The organism is Streptomyces sp. NPDC057445 (assembly GCF_042802855.1).
Classification (GTDB): Bacteria; Actinomycetota; Actinomycetes; order Streptomycetales; family Streptomycetaceae; genus Streptomyces.
Map to the genome: position 1 here is coordinate 185,974 of NZ_JBHVDH010000010.1, position 17,756 is coordinate 203,729.

General features: G+C 68.5%; 17 protein-coding genes, 1 tRNA gene and 1 pseudogene. 8 read left to right on the forward strand and 11 right to left on the reverse strand.

All coding sequences use genetic code 11. The features are described from left to right. Positions 1–175: 175 nt before the first annotated feature. Together ACFU5O_RS22425 and ACFU5O_RS22430 are read left to right on the forward strand one after the other, a co-directional pair. A tRNA-Pro gene (locus ACFU5O_RS22425) sits at positions 176–249 on the forward strand. Between the two features lie 226 nt (positions 250–475). Beyond that, positions 476–778, forward strand: a complete 303-nt coding sequence (locus ACFU5O_RS22430) for a SpoIIE family protein phosphatase (protein ID WP_384243146.1) — start codon at positions 476–478, stop codon at positions 776–778. 136 nt (positions 779–914) lie between these two features. Here the strand turns inward: ACFU5O_RS22430 and ACFU5O_RS22435 are convergent, their stop codons facing one another. The 3 genes from ACFU5O_RS22435 to ACFU5O_RS22445 all read right to left on the reverse strand — a co-directional run bounded on the left by ACFU5O_RS22435 (position 915) and on the right by ACFU5O_RS22445 (position 2,681). Beyond that, on the reverse strand, positions 915–1,298 hold the full coding sequence (locus ACFU5O_RS22435) for a hypothetical protein (protein ID WP_384243148.1): 384 nt from the start codon (positions 1,296–1,298) through the stop codon (positions 915–917). A 151-nt stretch (positions 1,299–1,449) separates the two neighbouring features. After that, entirely contained in the window at positions 1,450–2,160 is a 711-nt protein-coding gene (locus ACFU5O_RS22440) for a maleylpyruvate isomerase family mycothiol-dependent enzyme (RefSeq protein WP_384243151.1), read from the reverse strand. 11 nt (positions 2,161–2,171) lie between these two features. Further along, positions 2,172–2,681, reverse strand: coding sequence for a GNAT family N-acetyltransferase (locus ACFU5O_RS22445; protein WP_384243152.1), 510 nt, complete (start codon positions 2,679–2,681; stop codon positions 2,172–2,174). A gap of 373 nt (positions 2,682–3,054) precedes the next feature. On the opposite strand from ACFU5O_RS22445, the gene ACFU5O_RS22450 reads away from it, so the two are divergent. Further along, positions 3,055–3,951 (forward strand): phosphorothioated DNA-binding restriction endonuclease, encoded by an 897-nt coding sequence (locus ACFU5O_RS22450; protein WP_384243154.1) that lies wholly within the window; start codon positions 3,055–3,057, stop codon positions 3,949–3,951. A gap of 417 nt (positions 3,952–4,368) precedes the next feature. Here the strand turns inward: ACFU5O_RS22450 and ACFU5O_RS22455 are convergent, their stop codons facing one another. Both ACFU5O_RS22455 and ACFU5O_RS22460 read right to left on the reverse strand, forming a co-directional pair. Then, positions 4,369–5,016 carry a response regulator gene (locus tag ACFU5O_RS22455; RefSeq protein ID WP_384243157.1) on the reverse strand — a complete coding sequence of 216 codons (648 nt, stop codon included), beginning with the start codon at positions 5,014–5,016 and terminating at the stop codon, positions 4,369–4,371. Further along, positions 5,007–6,227, reverse strand: coding sequence for a sensor histidine kinase (locus ACFU5O_RS22460; protein ID WP_384243159.1), 1,221 nt, complete (start codon positions 6,225–6,227; stop codon positions 5,007–5,009). Before ACFU5O_RS22460 ends, ACFU5O_RS22455 begins: the two co-directional genes overlap by 10 nt. Positions 6,228–6,337: 110 nt before the next feature. On the opposite strand from ACFU5O_RS22460, the gene ACFU5O_RS22465 reads away from it, so the two are divergent. Then, on the forward strand, positions 6,338–7,936 hold the full coding sequence (locus ACFU5O_RS22465; protein WP_384243161.1) for a serine hydrolase domain-containing protein: 1,599 nt from the start codon (positions 6,338–6,340) through the stop codon (positions 7,934–7,936). Positions 7,937–8,136: 200 nt separating this feature from the next. After that, positions 8,137–8,430: pseudogene (locus tag ACFU5O_RS22470) on the forward strand (IS5/IS1182 family transposase); the annotation flags it as partial. Between the two features lie 42 nt (positions 8,431–8,472). On the opposite strand, the gene ACFU5O_RS22475 reads toward ACFU5O_RS22470, so the two are convergent. Continuing rightward, positions 8,473–8,850, reverse strand: a complete 378-nt coding sequence (locus ACFU5O_RS22475; protein WP_384243163.1) for a LysR substrate-binding domain-containing protein — start codon at positions 8,848–8,850, stop codon at positions 8,473–8,475. Between the two features lie 1,337 nt (positions 8,851–10,187). Between ACFU5O_RS22475 and ACFU5O_RS22480 the strand changes: the two genes are divergently transcribed. Together ACFU5O_RS22480 and ACFU5O_RS22485 are read left to right on the forward strand one after the other, a co-directional pair. Beyond that, a complete protein-coding gene (locus ACFU5O_RS22480; RefSeq protein WP_384243165.1) occupies positions 10,188–11,246 on the forward strand; it encodes a zinc-dependent alcohol dehydrogenase family protein in 1,059 nt (352 codons plus the stop codon). Positions 11,247–11,325: 79 nt separating this feature from the next. After that, complete coding sequence (locus ACFU5O_RS22485; RefSeq protein ID WP_384243167.1) at positions 11,326–11,529, forward strand: hypothetical protein; 204 nt, start codon at positions 11,326–11,328, stop codon at positions 11,527–11,529. Between the two features lie 307 nt (positions 11,530–11,836). Here the strand turns inward: ACFU5O_RS22485 and ACFU5O_RS22490 are convergent, their stop codons facing one another. From ACFU5O_RS22490 to ACFU5O_RS22500, 3 genes are all read right to left on the reverse strand, one after another. Further along, positions 11,837–12,985 carry an HTTM domain-containing protein gene (locus ACFU5O_RS22490; RefSeq protein ID WP_384243170.1) on the reverse strand — a complete coding sequence of 383 codons (1,149 nt, stop codon included), beginning with the start codon at positions 12,983–12,985 and terminating at the stop codon, positions 11,837–11,839. Continuing rightward, complete coding sequence (locus ACFU5O_RS22495) at positions 12,972–13,703, reverse strand: DUF5819 family protein (protein ID WP_384243172.1); 732 nt, start codon at positions 13,701–13,703, stop codon at positions 12,972–12,974. The genes ACFU5O_RS22490 and ACFU5O_RS22495 overlap by 14 nt, the downstream gene beginning before the upstream one ends. Positions 13,704–13,903: 200 nt before the next feature. After that, entirely contained in the window at positions 13,904–15,118 is a 1,215-nt protein-coding gene (locus ACFU5O_RS22500; RefSeq protein WP_384243174.1) for an ice-binding family protein, read from the reverse strand. A 688-nt stretch (positions 15,119–15,806) separates the two neighbouring features. On the opposite strand from ACFU5O_RS22500, the gene ACFU5O_RS22505 reads away from it, so the two are divergent. Next, complete coding sequence (locus ACFU5O_RS22505; RefSeq protein ID WP_384243176.1) at positions 15,807–16,361, forward strand: hypothetical protein; 555 nt, start codon at positions 15,807–15,809, stop codon at positions 16,359–16,361. A 26-nt stretch (positions 16,362–16,387) separates the two neighbouring features. Here the strand turns inward: ACFU5O_RS22505 and ACFU5O_RS22510 are convergent, their stop codons facing one another. Together ACFU5O_RS22510 and ACFU5O_RS22515 are read right to left on the reverse strand one after the other, a co-directional pair. After that, complete coding sequence (locus ACFU5O_RS22510; RefSeq protein ID WP_384243271.1) at positions 16,388–16,876, reverse strand: GNAT family N-acetyltransferase; 489 nt, start codon at positions 16,874–16,876, stop codon at positions 16,388–16,390. Positions 16,877–17,010: 134 nt separating this feature from the next. After that, positions 17,011–17,751 carry an SDR family oxidoreductase gene (locus ACFU5O_RS22515; protein WP_384243178.1) on the reverse strand — a complete coding sequence of 247 codons (741 nt, stop codon included), beginning with the start codon at positions 17,749–17,751 and terminating at the stop codon, positions 17,011–17,013. Positions 17,752–17,756: the final 5 nt, after the last annotated feature.

Consider the following 17,756-nt stretch of genomic DNA (forward strand, 5'->3'; position numbering starts at 1 on the left):
CTCGACGACCGGCGGCCTCCCGCCCTCGACGACCGCGGCCTCCGGGCGCGGCGGGCCGCCGCCCGCGGCGCCCGGACCTGCGACAGAGAGGCCCGCGAAGGCCCGGAAAACCGGATTTCGTCTCCGGGCGCCGGTGGGCTAAAGTAAACGACGTCGCCGCGAGAGCGGATGACATCGGGGTGTAGCGCAGCTTGGCAGCGCGCTTCGTTCGGGACGAAGAGGTCGTGGGTTCAAATCCCGCCACCCCGACAGAGAAGTAACAGGTCAGGGGCCTGATCCGCTTAGCGGGTCGGGCCCCTGAGTGGTTTCTGGAGATCGTTTGGGAGAAACCCGGGCCTCGGGCAGGCGCTCGCCGAGGCCGGCATCGAGTACGCCCACCTGCGTGGCCTGGGGAATCCCAAGGACAACCGGGCGCCGTTCTGGGACGGCCGACTCGACGTGGGCCGGGCTCGCTTCTGCGGTGTGCTGCGGTCCGATGAGGCATAGTCCGACCTCGATCGCCTTGCCGCCACCCGTCCCGGGAGCAGCTTGTCCTTGCGTCTTCGGCATCACTGCCTACGACGTGCAGACGTTTGCTTTCGAGGTCGGCGACTTGCTGCTCCTCTACACCGATGGCGCCATCGAAGCCCGCAATGCCGACGGACTCTTCTACCCCTTAACCGAACGGGCGGCGCCCGCGTGGACCATGGACGACCACCCCGACGAACTCTGCTGCGCCATCTTCAGGACGATCTGTTGGCCCACGTCCACGGACACCTCAACGACGAGGCCGCGATAGTGGCGATCCGGCGCCTGACAGTTGATACCCGGCCGGCTGGGCCGACTCGGAGAACCAGCGACGCGGCCGGCGTATTGAGGGTGTGGCATTGCCTGAGGTAAGCGTGAACTGCGGACGGGGCGATACAAGCGGAGGGTCAGGTCCTGCCACCCGGGCCTGCTGGTCCTCGGCTGGACTCCCTCACCGTGGTTTCGGCGAAGGCCAGCCCTTGCAGGGCCAGTCGTTGTGTTTCGTATCGGCCCTCGGTGGTGGCCTCCACGTCGAAGCTGTGCGCGGCCGCTGGCGGGTAGCCGATGAGTTCGAGCGCCCGGCTGGGCAGTTCCTGTTGGGACGCCTCGTCCGACTCCCACAGCAGAACGGCTCCCCACCGGTTGGTGTCCGGATCCGAGAGCCACATCTTGAAGCGGAGCCCGGGCACCTCGGAGAACGCGGCGACAGATTCCTCACGCAGGTACTCACGCATGGACTCGATGGTTTCTCCGGAGGCGGACAGGTCCCACCAAACGATGTCGGCGCGCATAGCGCTCCTTCCCTTCGGAACGGATTGCCGAGGGCCGGCCGCCCGCGGGGAAAAGCGGTCACGGCGCGACGCCCCATCGGATTCGTCCATGTCCGCCGCTCGGGCCGAGAGCGGTGCGCGCCTCACACTCACACTCTGCCCGGCGAAGACGTCACACACGGTCCCTTGACTGTGGCGAGTGGGGCGGCCAGGGCCCGAGAGCAGGCAATCCGTCCGCCGCCACCGGTGAAATCGCAGGGGTACGTCCGGCCAGCCATGCCGCCAGGTCGCGGACGCCTCCGGTGACCACCGTGCCCGGCTGCCCATCGCCGACGGACCATTGGCGGCGCACGTCCTCGGCACGCAGGCGTGTGCCTGCCGGAAGGCGGCCGAGGAGGAAAGCGATGGCATGTGCGGCCAATTCCTCGGGCCAGTCGTCCGGCCGCACACCGACTTCCAGGTCGACCATGTGGATCCACGCCTCGCGCCAGCGCGCGAAGACCGTGGCTGCGAGGTCCGCGTTGCGGAATGTGACGGGACGGCTCCAGTCCACGTCGCCGGCGCGTGCCCAGACCGCCTCCAGCCCGGCCGTGTGAGCGGCGAGTTCCGCGCGGTGCTCGGCGGCGCTGCGGCCCGCCGTGGCCTCGATGATCGCGTTGCGCTCGTCCACCCCGCCGTCGTAACCCGCCACGAGCTCACCGCGCAGGGCATGCTCCGCGAGACGGGCGAACATTCTCGCGTTGTCGGTGAGATGCGCCAGGACGTGGCCGCGTGACCAGCCCGGAAGGGCGGACGCCTCGGCGACCTGCTGGTCGTTCAGCCCGGCCACGAGCCCGTCCAGTATCCCGTGGGCTTCGAGCACTGCTGCGACAGGAGGTTGCACGGCCCCGCGTCCTACAGGGCCGAGGTCTGGTTGCGGACAGCCGGGACCTGGGCAGCGAGTTCCCTGAGGGGCTCACCGCTCAGCCGGCATACCCTCCACTCGTCGAGGAAGTCCACGCCGAGCGACTTGTAGAAGTCGATCGTCGGCTCGTTCCAGGCCAGGACCCACCACTCGAAGCGCTCGTAGCCTCTCCGCTCGCAGATCGCGGCCAGGGAAGCGAGCAGAGCCTTGCCATGTCCGCCACCTCGCGCCTGCGGCCGCACGTAGAGGTCCTCCAGGTGCATGCCGCGCGTGCCGGTCCAGGACGAGAAATGGGGGAACCACAGGGCATAGCCCACTGCCTCGCCCGTCTCGTCGTCCTCGGCGATCAGTGCGAAGGCAGCGGGCTGCTCTCCGAACATCGCCTCGCGGAGCTGCTCCTCGGTCGCCCTGGCCTGCTCAACAGACCGTTCGTACTCGGCGAGTTCGCGGATCATCGCGCGGATCTCCGCAACATCGTTCACAGTGGCGGCACGGATCATGCCGGAGATCATCGGTCACAGAACCGTGCTGTGTCCATCCAATTCCACGTGCCCAGCGTTCCCAGAACTGACATTCAGGTGTACGCGGGCGACGTCCGGTACCCCCGGCCCGCCCCCGCCGGCCCGCGAGATCCTGGAGTCCTGGCCTTTCGCCTGGGTGAAGACGACGTACGAGACCGGCATGGCACCCGTGCTTTATGTACTGGCCGCAGCCGTGGCAACCACTCTCGAGCCCGCAGCGCATGACCGGGTCGCGCCATCCGCCAAGCCGGAGATATCAAGGCGAAGTCCGGCTGAGGGAGGTTTCCCCCAGCGAGGACCCGGGTCTCAGTCCCCGTCCATGGCCCGGCAGTCGCCGCTACGATCACTGGCCATGGACTGGCTCGAGCGCACCGCGAAGCTGAGGCAGTGGACCAGAAGCGGGACGCGCGCACCGCACAAGCCCCTACTGCTCCTGTACGCCCTCGGCCGGTTCCAGGAGGACGCCGACAGCGAGCTGCGGTACAGCGCGGTGGAGCAGGACCTACAGCAACTACTGACCGAGTACGGCCCACCCAACAGAACGACGCCCGCCTACCCTTTCCACCATCTGGTCAGCGACGGCGTATGGGAAGTACGTACCGACCGCGGCCCCGGCAGTCCAGGCAGTGGTCTGCGAGACCTCCGGGACTCCGGTGCCACCGGACAACTCGCTCCGGGACTCAGACAAGCCCTGCGGGGCGAGCCAGACCTGCTGCACCGAATAGCGCGATCGCTGCTCGATCTGCACTTCCCTCCCTCGCTCCACAGCGAGTTGTGTGAAGCCGTCGGCTTGGACTTGGAGGCCGCGGAGACCAGCCAGCTCTCGACCGCCCGAAGGCAGCGTCGGGATCGGCGGATGCGCGAGCTGGTGCTGACCGCTTACGAGTACCGGTGCGCCTTCTGCGGCTACGACGGCCGGATCGGCGCGGTGCCGGTCGGGTTGGAGGCCGCGCACGTGCGCTGGTGGGCCTTCGATGGGCCGGACGACGTCGACAACGGGCTGTGCCTGTGCTCACTGCACCACAAACTCTTCGACAAGGGCGTTCTCGGGGTCGACGACGACTACCGCATCCTGGTCTCACAGCGCTTCGTGGGCCACAGCCCCGCATCCCGCGACCACGTCATAGCGCTCGCCGGTCGTCCTCTCGTCGGCCCACAGCCAGGCACCCGCCCTGTCGCCGCCGACCACCGCGCCTGGCACACCAGCCAGGTCTTCCACGGCAGTCCACGCCCTGTCGTGCCGACCTGACGAATCCACTGCCCCAGCTGGTCGGCTGAATGTCAGTGCCTCATGCCACGCTCATGGCATGGACGAGTGGGATCCGGAGACGGCAGATCCGAGCCAGCAGGTAGGAGCACGGCATCATACGGTGCCTGCCTAGCGCGAGTTCGGTTCTCGTCACCCGCTTCACTACGAACCCCCGGTCAGAGACGTCTGGACCGGTGGGCGGAGTGCGCACCACATCCGCCCCATAAGGCCGCTGCTGGCTGCATCGCGTCCTTCCCGTAAGGAAGCTCTCAGCCTGCTTTTCCCATCATCAACCAGGCACCGAAAGCGGGCAGTTGACAAGCGGGTCACGGCGCACAGCCACGATGACACGGGCCGCAGGCCGAACGACGGCGGGCGGTATTGCTCGCCGAACGCCCCACGGCCGCTCGTCGCCGGTCATGCGCGGAGGTAGGTGAGGACGGCGAGGACCCGGCGGTGTACCTGGCCGTCGAGGTGCAGTTCCAGTTTCTGGAGGATGTTGCTGACGTGCTTGTTGACCGCCGCTTCGGTGACGTACAGCTCGCCGGCGATGGCGGTGTTGGTGCGTCCCTCGGCCATCAGCGCGAGGACCTCGCGTTCTCGTGGGGTGAGGCGTTGCAGGGGGTCGCGGCGGCGGTTGAGGAGTTGGCGGACCACTTCGGGGTCCACGACCGTCGCGCCCGCGGCGACCTGGGTGACCGCATCGACGAACTCGCCGACGGCGCTGACGCGGTCCTTGAGGAGGTAGCCGACCCCGGTGTCGCTGCCCAGGTCGAGCAGGTGGGCGGCGTAGGACTGCTCGATGTACTGGCTGAGCACCAGGACCGGCAGGGTGGGGTGCTCGTGGCGCAGGGCGACGGCGGCGCGCAGGCCGTCGTCGGTGTTGTCCGGTGGCATCCGGACGTCCGTGACGACGATGTCGGGATGGTGTTCCCGCACCGCGCTGATCAGGGCGTCCGCGTGGCCGACGGCGGCGAGCACCTGGTGGCCGAAGCGGGTGAGCACACCGACCAGGCCGTCCCGCATCAGCGGGGAGTCCTCGGCGAGTACGACGGTCAGCGGCACGGCAGCTCCACATGCAGCAGGGTGGGCCCGCCCTGAGGGCTGGAGATACGGAACCTGCCGTCCGCCACGGCGACGCGGTCGGCCAGACCGATGAGGCCGGTGCCCGCCTCGGGGGTGGCGCCGCCGATACCGTCGTCGCTGATGGACAGGGCGAGAATGCCGGTGTGCAGGCGGGCATGTACCTCGGTCCGGGTCGCCTCGCTGTGCTTGGTGGCGTTGGTCAGGGCCTCGGCTATCACGAAGTACGCCGTGGTCTCCACGGAGAGCGGCAGCCGGCGCGGCAGCCGGATGTCGACCGTGACGGGCAGGGCGGAGCGGCCCGAGAGGTTCTCGACCGCCGCGGCCAGGCCATGGTCGGTGAGGGCCTTCGGATGGACGCCACGACTGAGTTCACGCAACTCGTCGACAGCGAGCCCGAGCTGCTCCTGCGCCTTGGCGAGCTGCCCGGCCGGCGGTGAGTCCGGCTCCATGTCGAGGGCGGCCAGGCCGAGCAGCACGTTGAGGGAGACCAGCCGCTGCTGGGCCCCGTCGTGCAGGTCCCGCTCGATCCGGCGCCGCTCCGCGTCGAAGGCGTCGACCAGCCGCGCCCTGGAGGCCCGTACGTCGGTGAGCTCCCGGCCCAGTTCGCGGTCGCGCGGCGCCAGCATGAGGCGCGTGACCGCGGCCCTCGCACCGGCCCAGGCGGTGATGGTGTACGGCGCGGCTGTGAGCAGACAGAGGCCCACGATCACCAGCGGCCAGGCGCCGGGATCATCGATCGGCGACGTGATCACCAGCACGGGGAGGACCAAAGCGAAGCCCAGAACAAGGAAGTCCATCCACCACAACGCGGTCGCCGACACCGCCGTGAAGCCCAGCTCACGCCAGGTCGCCGGCTCCCGCAGCCGGGTCCGCACCCATCCGGCGGTCCCCGCGCGTTCCGGGGCCTGGTGCGGGTCAGGCACCGGGTCCAGGTCCACCAGACGCAGGCGCCACCGCTCGAAGCGGGTGACGGCGACGCCGGACACCGCCACACCGAGCAGGATCGGCGCCCCGACCAACACCACCAGCGAGACGATTCCCGCGACGAGCGCGACCACGAGGACGACGCTGGTGACGGCACCGAAGACGACACCGGACAGCAGATATGCCAAGGACCGCCAGGGCCAGCTTGAGCCGAGCACCTTGAGCGGGTTCTGGCCGAGCGCCTGCCACGCGGTCCGATGTCGCATCCCTCGACCCTAGCGAGCCGGAGATCTTGAAGCAGTAGTGCAGGCACTACCCCCTGGACTCGCATGTGCGCCAGTGCGCTGACGGGGATCGGACCGGTGCACTGGCTTCCATGAACATGAAGCTGTTCACCCTCCATGCCAATACGCGCCGCCGACTCGGCACCGTGGTGGCCGCGCTCGGTATCGCTATCGCGGCGACCGCCGTACCGGCCTCCTCGGCCGCGCAGTCCAGCGCCACCACCGCCACCACCACCACTTTGGATCCGGCCTCGATCGACCGATTCGTACGCGACTACCTGGAGCAGACCCGTCTGCCGGGCGCGGTGGTCGCCGTCACCAAGGGGGACCGGGTTGTCCACACCGCCGGGTACGGCCACACCGCGGCCGGGCAGGCCATGACGGAGCGGACGCGCCTGCCCGTGGCGTCACTGTCGAAGTCGATGACCGCACTCGCCGTCATGCAACTGGTCGAGGCGGGCCAAGTCGACCTGGACCAGCCCGTGCACCGCTACCTGCCCGAGTTCACCATGGCCGACCGGCGCTCCCAGGAGATCACCGTCCGGCAGCTCCTGACCCAGACCTCCGGTATGGCCGACTCCGCCTACCCGGACCTGACCCGCGCCCAACCGCACACCCTCAAAGAGGCCGTCGCCGCGATGCGCGAGGCGCACCTCGCCACCGCGCCGGGCACCCGGCATCGCTACCACAACCCCAACTACTTCGTCGCGGCACGCCTGGTCGAGGTCGTCAGCGGACAGCCCTTCGCCGACCACCTGTCCGCCAAGCTCTTCGACCCGCTGCACATGACACACACCGCATCCGTCAACACGACCACCGAGATGCCGGACCAGGCCCGCGGCTACGTTCGCGCGTACGGCACGACGTTCTCCCGTGCGCACCCCCGCTGGTTCACCGCCGGCGGCCACGGTGTCGTCACCACCGCGGACGACCTCTCCCAGTGGCTGATCGCCCAGAACAACCAGGGCGTGTCAGCCGACGGCCGCCGCATCGCCACCGCACGCACCATCCAACTCACGCACACCCCACCGGAGGTGCCGGGCGACACGGACTACGCGATGGGCTGGGCGCGGTACCGGCACGACGACGGAACCGAGGAGATCCAGCACAGCGGCCAGCTCTTGACCCACAACGCCATGGCCACCCTGCTGCCCGACAGCAAGGTCGGCATCGCGGTCGTCACCAACACCGGCCTGATCTCCGGAGACGACGCCGCCCAGATCTCGCTGGGCCTCGTCGACCTCGCGCGGGGCAAGAGCCCCGAGGTGGCAGAGCCCTTCTCGATGACGGCCGACTGGGTCCTGGCGGCGCTGACCCTGCTGGCGACGGGGCTCGGCATCCGCGGCGTCCTGCGGGCGCGTCGATGGGCGGGGCACACCGCACGGCGACCGTGGTGGCGTACAGCCCTGCGGTTGCTGCCCCAAGCACTCCCGGTCCTCCTCCTCACCCAACTCGCTTCGCTTCTGGGCCTGCTGATGAACCGCTCCGGAACCCTGGCACAGACCACCTACGCCTGGCCGGCCCTTGTCGTATGCGCAGCGGCCGGCGCCCTCGCCTCCACCTCGGTCATCACCGCCCGGGCTCTCGCACTGTTCCGCCACCGCCAACGCGCCCGGCACGGGGCCGGGGGCGACGAGGGCGACCAGCCACTCGGCGCAGGTGACGAGCATGAGGCCCTCCGCCCCGCCTGACGCCCAAGCATGGCCGCCGGGACGCCCATATGCCGAAGGCAGGGAGCCGCAGCGGACAACCGGACGGGCCCGAGCTTGAATTCGGGGTCCACCTTGTGCAGTCGCACGGTCTCCATTGAGCCGGGGGGACTCCAGCACGTCACGTCACTGCATCTAGGGGCTTGACGCGACCCGGTCCCCCGGGTGCACGGCAGAACGGCGACGGGCTGCCGCCGGTCCCGTCCGCGCAGACCCTGCCGGACGCACGCGGGCCGCACGACCGTATCGCGTGCAAGAGGGAGAAGGTACCGATCCAGGCGGGCGGGCGGTGGCCTGTGGAGCGCACTCACTCCTGGCAGAACGCCTTCCACCGACTCGCCCGCTGCTACGAGTGCCGCGCCGGCCTCATCGACGCCTTCTTCGACCTCGCGGACGCGGTCATCACTGTGCGCAGCCTGATCCGACGTGCGTGGACGACTCACCGCCGGGAGCAACGTCCCGACCGGCGGCCGTGACTTCACGCTTGCCGAAGGCGCTCTGCCGCGTCGGTGGTGGCGTCAACTTTCTGGTCGCCTGAGACGGCACCGCGGCGGCGCAGCGGCGTGGCCGTCCGTCGAGCCGGACCGGTGAGCAGCCCGGGCAGGACGGAAGGAGGCGAAGGCTGTGGTGAGATGGTCGAGCAGGGGCGTTGCGCAGGGGTGGGGGTCACGGCGCGGTGTGATCGTGTAGATACCGCGGGTTGGGGGATCCGCAAGGCCGACAGTGGTGACATCGGCCCGTAGCGCGCACGTCAGCACTCCGGGGATCAACGCGATGGCGTGACCGGTAGCGACCAGGGCCAGTTTGCCGGGCAGGTCAGCCGCAGTCAGGTCGATGCGGGCGCTGACTCCGGCGCGGGCGGCGTGCGCTGACGACAGCTGGCGCATCGCCAACAAGGCCTACCACCGCCACTCCTGAGAGGACGGGAACCGATCCCTGTCCTCGGGGAACGATCACTACGCACACGGGGAACGATCTTCAGAGCCTCTTGTCGCCGCATGTCACGTGTACTCGTGAACACCTCACAGAACGTGTGAGCCCCGTTATCGCTTCGCCCTGCGTTCCGTCCCGCAACCGAAGCTCCTCATCGCTCCTGTTCGCGCGGCCTCTTAGAAAGTGGAAGAGGCTTTTCGCGCGCCTGGACCAGGTGCGGCAACGAGACGCCTTGCGGCAAGAGCGCCGCAGGAGCCTTGTTCAATGCTCGGCACGCTGCGCGTAATGAGGGCAGCGGTCGACGGCGACGTCACCACATGACAGCGGATCCCGGATGGCCGTGGCGCCGTCCTGTGCCGGTGCAGAAGGCGTGAAGCCGCTGCCGCAAGGCCAGTCGGGCGGCCATGGAGAAATCCTGGAGATGATCTTGAAATCAGGCCCCTGAAGCACCAACGGAGACCGACGCGACCACACGCCCTGACCTGCACTTTCGGAATGAGACGCAGGTGGGCGATCTTCCAGGACCTGATTCGGGACGAAGAGGTCGTTGGTTCAAATCCCGCCACCCCGACAGCTGAATAGAAGTTCAGAGGGCCCTTGCCGTATCGGTGAGGGCCCTCTGGCGTTGCTGCGTGTCCAATCTGCGTGACCAACGCTCCGGATCGCGCTTGACGATGCCGTCCATGACCACGGCGTCGGTCTGGATCAAAGATCGGATCTGCTTCCGGTACACCTCCTCGGTCACGGCCGTGCCGGAATGCCCGACGAGCCGACCCCCGAGGCGGGTGTCGCCCGCAACGGTCGGAGGCTGGATTGCAGGGCCTGTCAGTGGCGCCTAGCGTGATGTCGGGGACTCCCAAGGGCTCCCGGGTGCGGTGCGTGCGGCGGACTCAGCAGGGCATGCGCCCGGGGTCCAGTCCATCGAGGTGATCAATGATGACTGAGAGCACACAGACGCTCGTCAAGAATCTCGCCGACACCTTCAGGCATCCGATCCGTTCGCCGATCCTCCACTCTGACCTCGGATCAGTGCGCTGCGGCGAGCGGTCCTGATCACGGACCTCAGTAGGCCGCACGAACCCGGATCGCTCACATGATCATGCTGAGCGAGTCGGTAAAAGACCTGGAGGGGACCCGACGCCGATGACACTCTGCGCGCGGGCCTGCTCCATCGAGAAAGAAGGGTCCGGAGCCTGGTCGCCGACGAGGATGCCGTGCCGCCACCGGCATTGTTCCTGTCCGGAACGCCCACCGAGTTCGTCGGGCGCCGAGAGACGAAAGGTCAGTCATGCCACAATCCATGCGCGCGCTCGTAGCCGGAAAGATCGGCGAGCCGGCCGATGTCCTGCGGCTGGAATCCCGTCCTGTTCCCACGCCAGAAGCCGGTCAGGCGTTGATCCGCGTGAAGGCGACTCCGATTCACGCCAGTGATCTGCATGTGCTGCGTGGCCGCTACGGTTTCTCCCCCGAATTTCCCACTGTCGGGGGTCACATGGAATGCGTGGGCCGTATCGAGGCCCTGGGCCCGGACACCGAGGGACTGAAGATCGGCGAGCGCGTGGTGGCCGTTGCTGTCCCGGCGATACCAGGGCCGCATGTGGCCGGCACGTGGCAGGAATACCTCGTTGCGGATACACGAAGGCTCCTGCCGGTCCCCGATCATCTGAGCGACTCCAGCGCCTGTCAGCTCGCCGTCAACCCGTTGACCGCGCTGCTGCTGGTGACTCGCGAACTCGACGTACAGCCGGGTGAATGGCTGTTGCAGACGGCCGCGGGCTCCACCGTCGGCCGACTCGTCATTCAGCTGGCCAGGCATCTGGGTATTCGCACGATCAATGTCGTGCGGCGGCGCGATGCCGTCGAGGAGATCAAGGCATTTGGTGGTGACGAGGTCATTTGCACCGAGGACGAGGACCTGTTGCAGCGTGTGGCCGAAATTGCAGGATCGGCCGGCGTGCGCAAGGCCGTCGACTGTGTCGCGGGCCACGTGGGCGCCCAGGTGTCCCAGGCATTGGCTCCGGGAGGAGAGGTCGTGGTCTACGGCGCGCTCTCCACCCATCGGCAGACCGACCCGGCAGCGCTGACGATCCCGCTGCTGGCACGCTCGGTCATCTACGAGACCAAAGCAATCCGTGGCTTCTGGCTGAACCGCTGGTTCGGCACTGCCTCACCTGTGGATGCGCTGCGCGCGCTGTCCGAGGTTCGCAGTCTCGTCGCTGATGAAGTGCTGAGCATCCCCCAAGGCGAGCCGTTCCCGCTCGAGCGCTTCACTGAAGCCATCTCGTTCGCCGAAGCACCCGCACATGGCGCGAAACCGCTCTTCGTCTTCGAGGACGGCCGGGGCGAAGGCGACGGGTAGGACGCGGCCCGGCCCCTGCGTGCACCTCTACGTAGTCTCAACGATGTGCCGCAATGGCCTGCCTCGGTAGAACAGGGGCATGACGACATTGCGTACGGGCAAGACCATGCCCGATGAGGCGCCGGGCGCCCTGAAGCGGCGCGTGGGCCTGCTCCGGATACAGGGTGTGCTGGCCGTCGGCGGCATTCTGCTGGTCAGCCTCTTGAACAACGCCGCCGACCAGGCTCAGGAGGACACCAGGAAGGTCCAAGCCGTGAACTGCTTGACGTGCCACTGGTTCTGAGCGCGCTGTGCCGCAGCGCGATGTACCGGCCCATCGAGAAGGGCGGCCCCGCCGCATGTGCCGTGCGACGGGCCCGCATCGAGCGCACTGGCCCTGACGGCCGGGCAGACGCCTACTTCGCGCCCGGCGTCCACTCGGCGGCGAAGGTCTCGACCTGCGTGAACGCGACGCCCTTCGTGCGTGGGCACGATTCGCCGTATGAAACGTGCTCAGCCTGATCCGCTTGGCGGATCCGGCCCCTGAGCGGTTTCTGGGGCCGGTAACGCCGAAGGTCCCCCTCCCTGTTCATCGCGGGCCCTCGGGCGGCTCAGCCTGCGAGGGTTGCGTCAACCGGTGGGCCGGGTTGCGGCGGTACCGCGGCGGACGCTGTTCCGGGTGAGGGTCCCGCTCCCGCGGCGCCTGTGGGCCGGGGGGCGCGCTGCCACAGCCGTCCGAGGGAGCGGTAGAAGCGGTCCGGTAGGAACACGGCGTCGGCGACGATCATCGCGCCGGAGAAGATCGGCAGTCCCATGAGCACCGCGATGTTCACGTGCATGCCCAGCAGCACGATCAGGACGGGGTACTTGAGCCGGCCGAACAGGGCGAACGGAAAGGCGACCTGCACCAGCACCGTCAGGTGGCCGACGACGGCGATCAGCATGTGATGGCCGTCGATCATCTGGGACAGTTCGGGCCAGGGCCGGAACAGGTCGATGTTGAGGACGTAGTGGAGGGCGGTGCCGTTGGCCCAACTGGCGCCCTGCACCTTGTACAGGCCCGCGCATCCGTAGAGGAAGCAGACCTGGGCGGCGATGACGAACATGCCGCAGTTGTGCAGCACGGTGGTCAAGATGTTCCGGGCGTCGCCGAGTTGGTGCCCGAGACCGTCGCCGCGCGGGCCTGCCGTCCTGCCCGTCGACGCTTGGAGTCGGGTCCTGCGTGCGTCGAGGGACCAGCGCCGGCCACACGCGGTGAAGACGAGGTAGACGGCCATGAGGACCATGAGATTGTCCCCGCCGTCCGCCATGAAGATCGCCTTGGCGTGGAACGACACCACCACGACCGCGAACAGCACGGACACTGCCCGGGTCCGCCAGCCCAGCAGGAACAGCGCACACGTGACGAGAGCGACGGCGTAACAGACCTCGAAGTACACCCGGCTGTCGGACAGGGTGAGGAAACTGACCCACCCGCTCTGATCGAACATCTGCCTGGCCAGCGCGGGAGTCCACGGCGAACCGGGGCCCCACATCTCGTCGCGGTGCGGAAACTCGCGGACCAGAAAAGCGAGATAGAGCAGCCCGTACCCGATGCGCAGCACCGCCGCCGCGTACAGGGAGACCGGCTGCTCGGTCAGAAGGACGAAGAACCCATGGGCCCGGTCGAGTACGCGCTGCGGCCTGCGTACGCCCGGCCGGCCGGTGGTGCGCCGGGACGCTGTGGGCGCCGCGACCTGTGCCTGCTCAGTCCGTTCCATGCGAGGCCACCTTCCACCAGGGCAGATACCGGGTTTCGGCCTGCGTCGGTGCCGCGGCGGCACGGCGGAAGCCACCCGCTGCGCCGGACGCGGCGATGGGCAGCGTGATCACCCGCAGCTGGATGGCCTCGAAGGTGCCGCCACGTTGGGCGGCAACACGATCCGTTGCGATGTTGCGCAGATACTTCTGCATCATCAGAGCCCGCTCCGACCGCGGCTGGTCATCGCCGCTGTGCGTTTTGAGGTAGGAATTCCAAGCCTGGCGGAGCATGTTCTGTGCCGTGTGGCTCGGGAAGACGTTGTGCTTGACGGCGGAATCGTCCATGGCGGTCAGATCGACCCAATGGCTCACCTGTGCGGTGCCGTCCGGTGCTGTCCGCCTGGTCCTCGCCGAGATCTGCCGGTTGACCGACTGTGGATTCGGGGCGAAGAGCCGCCAGTTCTGCTCGAACACGGGCAGCACCCACGCCCTGATCTGGCTGCTGTACGCCCGCGAGACGGCGTTCGGCGGCGCAACGTGCAGAAACACCAGGAGCACATGGGCCAGGGCCACTGCCAGACAGAGGGCCACCGCGGCTCCCGTTCCCGCGCTCAGCGGGCGGGGCGGCGCTGAAGTCGAACCGGTCCTACGCGGTCGCTCGCCACCGTCCTGCGCTGCCGGCTCAGCGCCGGCCCGCTGCGATTCCTTCACATTCGTCGACTCAACGCCGCCCAGCACGCTCCCACCCGGTCCTTCCCATGCCGACTGCTCGCACCTGCTTCTCCCTGCTGCCTCGGGCGGCGCTCGACGGAATCGATGACGATCCGCCGGCGCCACCCGTCCCACTTGCATGTGGGGGCGACTACCTGTGCGCGCAATCCGCCGAAGGGACCCACGCGCGGCTCACTGCTCCCACCGAACTGCGGGGAAGAACTCGCTCAATGACGAGCGAGAACCTTGTGCTCCGGCTGTTTGTGGTGATGTGGCTTCCACGGCTTCCCAGGCTTTCCGGGCTTCCCTGGCTTCCCGGGCTTCCAGGGCTTCCCGGGCCTCCAGCGGTGGTGGCATTCGTAGTTGTAGTTGTAGTCACAGTCGTGTCCGCCCGTGGTGGCAGCGTCACCCGTCGTGGCAGCGTCACCCGTGGTCGCAGCATCGCCCGTCGTGGCAGCGTCACCCGTCGTGGCAGCATCGCCCGTCGTCGCAGCATCGCCCGTCGTCGCAGCGTCACCCGTCGTCGCAGCGTCACCCGTCGTGGCAGCATCGCCCGTCGTCGCAGCGTCACCCGTGGTCGCAGCATCGCCCGTGGTCGCAGCATCGCCCGTCGTGGCAGCATCGCCCGTCGTCGCAGCGTCACCCGTCGTCGCAGCATCGCCCGTCGTGGCAGCGTCACCCGTGGTCGTGGTGGTGGTGCTGCCCTCACACGTCGGCCTGGTGATCACGTTGGTGTCCAGCGTCACGGCCGCGTTGCGGGCCAGCACCCGGCCCTGGATGTTCGTCCCCGTGGTGACAGTGATCGCGGTGAGTGCCATGAGGGTGCCCACGAACTCGGAGTCGGTTCCGAGCGTGGCCGACTCGTCGGTCACCCAGAACACGTTGCACGCCTGGGCCTCGTTGAGAAGGACCACGCTGCTCCCGGATGCCGTTGTCAAGCCCGCAGGAACCTTGAACACCCAGACGGCATCGGGGTTGCCTCCGGCGTCCAGGGTCCAGGTGCCGTTGACCTGGAGACCGGACGTGACGGCGTAGGTGCCGGGAATCAGCGTCGGGCTCACGGGCGCCGCGGGAAGGTCGAATTCCGTGGGCTCGGCGAAGGCGAAGTCGTACGCCGTGACCAGGTCGTCCTGAGCCCCCGCAGCCACACCGTCCATTTCGTGGATCGTCCCGTCCACCACGACCCCCGGCGGAAATCCACCAACGTCCGGCCCCGGAGAAACGCCGACGTCTCCGGTGATCACAGATGGGCCGGTGTTGGTGACCGTCGAACCGGCCAGTACCGCGAAGCTTCCCGCGGTACCCAGAGGTACAACCGTTGCTGCATTTGCCCGGGTAGGCGTCACTGCCACTACGGCAATGGCGACCAGCAGGGTGAGTACCCCCGCGATCCAGGCCGTCATTGTGCGCCGGTGCGGCGCATCGGGAATATTCAATGTCATCGAGGAGCCAACTCCTGTGGGGATGGTGACGTCGGGCGTTCCTCGTCGAATGGAATCGCCTCTTCTGCCGGCGGCAGATTACGCGACACCTACACTCGGTTACGATTTATCCGGGTGATGTCGCCGGAACTCACCATACGAACCGAAGAATGTATGACAAACATTGAGCCGACTGGCCGTCATTCGTCCCGTGCGGCAAGCCACCGCCGGTCCTGCAAATCCCGCCCGACACGCCGACCGTCGGCCACTGCGCGTCAGCGCAGTGGGGCACCGGTGATTCGTCCGCATCATTGTTTCCCACCGAGAGATCCTCACCGCGGATTACTTCACGGCATGATCGGCGGCAACAGAAAGGCGCGCCATTACCGTCCGCGGGCCCGCCCTTCACTTCCTTTCCTGTGAAGCCGGGCACAGAAGATGATTCCGGCCCCGAATACTCCCCATTCTTTTGCGACTTCGAGCAAGCAGCAGCGAATGTCCCCTGGATCGCGCAGGCGGAGAAACATTGCCGAGCCCGATGCGGGTTCGGCGGCCGATCCGCCCGCCACGGAGGCGTGGTCGCACCCCCCTCGGACGAGCGCGATGCCGCGAACAACCAGCTCGCAGAACTCGTGCAATACGGAGCGGGGTTCCATGCCGCGCGATCGCGGCACTTCCCTTGGGCGCCCGGTATTGCCATGATCGCCCCATGGCAGACGGGGAAGCGTGGGTGTACGAGGCCCGGTACGGCTGGGACCTCAAGACGACGGGAGTCGTCGCCGTCTCGGCCCTGTTCACGGTGGCACTGCTGCTGCCCACGCCGGAGATCTCGCCGTACGCACGGGTGCTTGGCCTGCCGCTGTTCGGTGTGGGCGGGCTGCTCATGACGTACATCGCGATGAGCCGCAAGGTGGCGCTGCGGATAGACGAGACCGGTGTGCTGCTGGGCGGAACCCCCGTCCGCTACCGCACCACCACGGCCCATGTTCCGTGGCAGGACATCACGGCAGTCGTGCACTGGCGGCAGCCCCGGCCCGCCGACATCCCGTGGGTGGGCGTTGTCAGGCGGCCGGGCGCGGCACCCCTGACCGGGCCCGGTCAGGGGCGTCGGGCCCGGGCCACGATGCAGATCCTCGTGCCGCACCTGCCCGCCGACGTGGTCCTGGCCTCCCGCGCTGTGAACGGCTGGCGGCTCGACCGGGCCCGGCTGGCGGCCGCGGTCGCGCACTTCGCGCCGGGAACTCCGGTCACCGACGTCGGCTAGAGCCTCTCCCGGGTCGGGGGCGAGGGTCAGGCCAACTCCAGTTCGCCCACCCGCTGGTCCCCGCTCGTCTCCCCCGTCAGCCGGAATCCGAGCCCCAGGTAGAACTGCTCCGGGCCCTCCCCACCGGGGTGCCAGGTGGTGGTCAGGCGGGTGCCGCCGCGGCGGCGGATCTCGGCGGCCACGGACTCGACGGCGAAGCGGCCGTATCCACGGCCTTGTTCCCCGGCCGCGATGTTGAGGCGCCACAGGCCGGAGCGCAGATCGGCGCCCTCGCCGCCGTCGCCGTCGCCGTCGCCGTCGGCGAAGTCGATGTCGAAGAACGCCATGAGGAATCCGACGGGCCGGTCTCCGTCAAGGATGAGGCGGGGCCAGGCCGTCTCCGGATGCACATAGGCCTCGGCAAGGGACTTCACGACCGGAGCGACCAGGTGCTCCTGGTCCGGACGCACCTTCAGGCCGATCGCGGCGTCGAAGTTGTCGGGGGTGATCTTCGCCAGGCGGAGGACGGTCGTCATACGACCGCCGGGGCCGAGTGGGCGGCCGGCGGGTATGTGCCGCAGCAGCAACCGGTGGTGGTCGTTGTGATCAACAGGCATGGCCCGACCATGCCATACCCGGCAGCAGCCAGGGCCTGGTCCCAACGTTGTGTTCAGCGACCGCCGGCGACCCGCAGAACCGTGCCCGTGGTGTACGAGGCGTCGGCCGACAGGAGCCAGGAGACGGCGCCGGCGATCTCCGACGGTTCGCCGGGGCGTCCTAGAGGTGTCAGGGCAGCGATCCTGGCAGGCCGGTCGGGGTCGCCCATCGCGGCATGCGTTTCGGTGGTGATGGTGCCGGGGGCGACCGCGTTGACCCTGATGCCGTGGGGGCCGAGTTCCTTGGCCAGGCCGACGGTCAGGGCATCGGTGGCGGCCTTGGTCGCCGCGTAGTGGACGTACTCACCGGGGCTGCCGAGGGTGGCGGCGGCTGAGGAGACATTGACGATGGCGCCGTGGCCCTGCGCTGCCATGTCCCTGGCGGCTCTTCGACAGCACAGCAGGTAGCCGAGCAGGTTCACGTCCAGGACCCGGCGGAGATCCTCGGTGCGGGCATCGGCGAGCGAGGTCAGCGGGCCGGTCACGCCGGCGTTGTTGACCAAGCCGGTCACCGGCCCCAGTTCGGCTGCCGCAAAGTCGAACAGGCGCTCCACGTCCGCCTCTTCCGAGGCGTCGGCCCGCACCACGACGCAACGTCCCCCCGCCGCGCGTACGGCGTCCGCGGTCGCCTCGGCGGCTGCGCTGTTGCTGACGTATCCCAGGGCCAGATCGTGTCCGTCGGCCGCCAGCCGGACACATGTCGCCGCGCCGATGCCTCTGCTGCCGCCCGTGACGATGGTGACCGGACGTGGCACGCGTG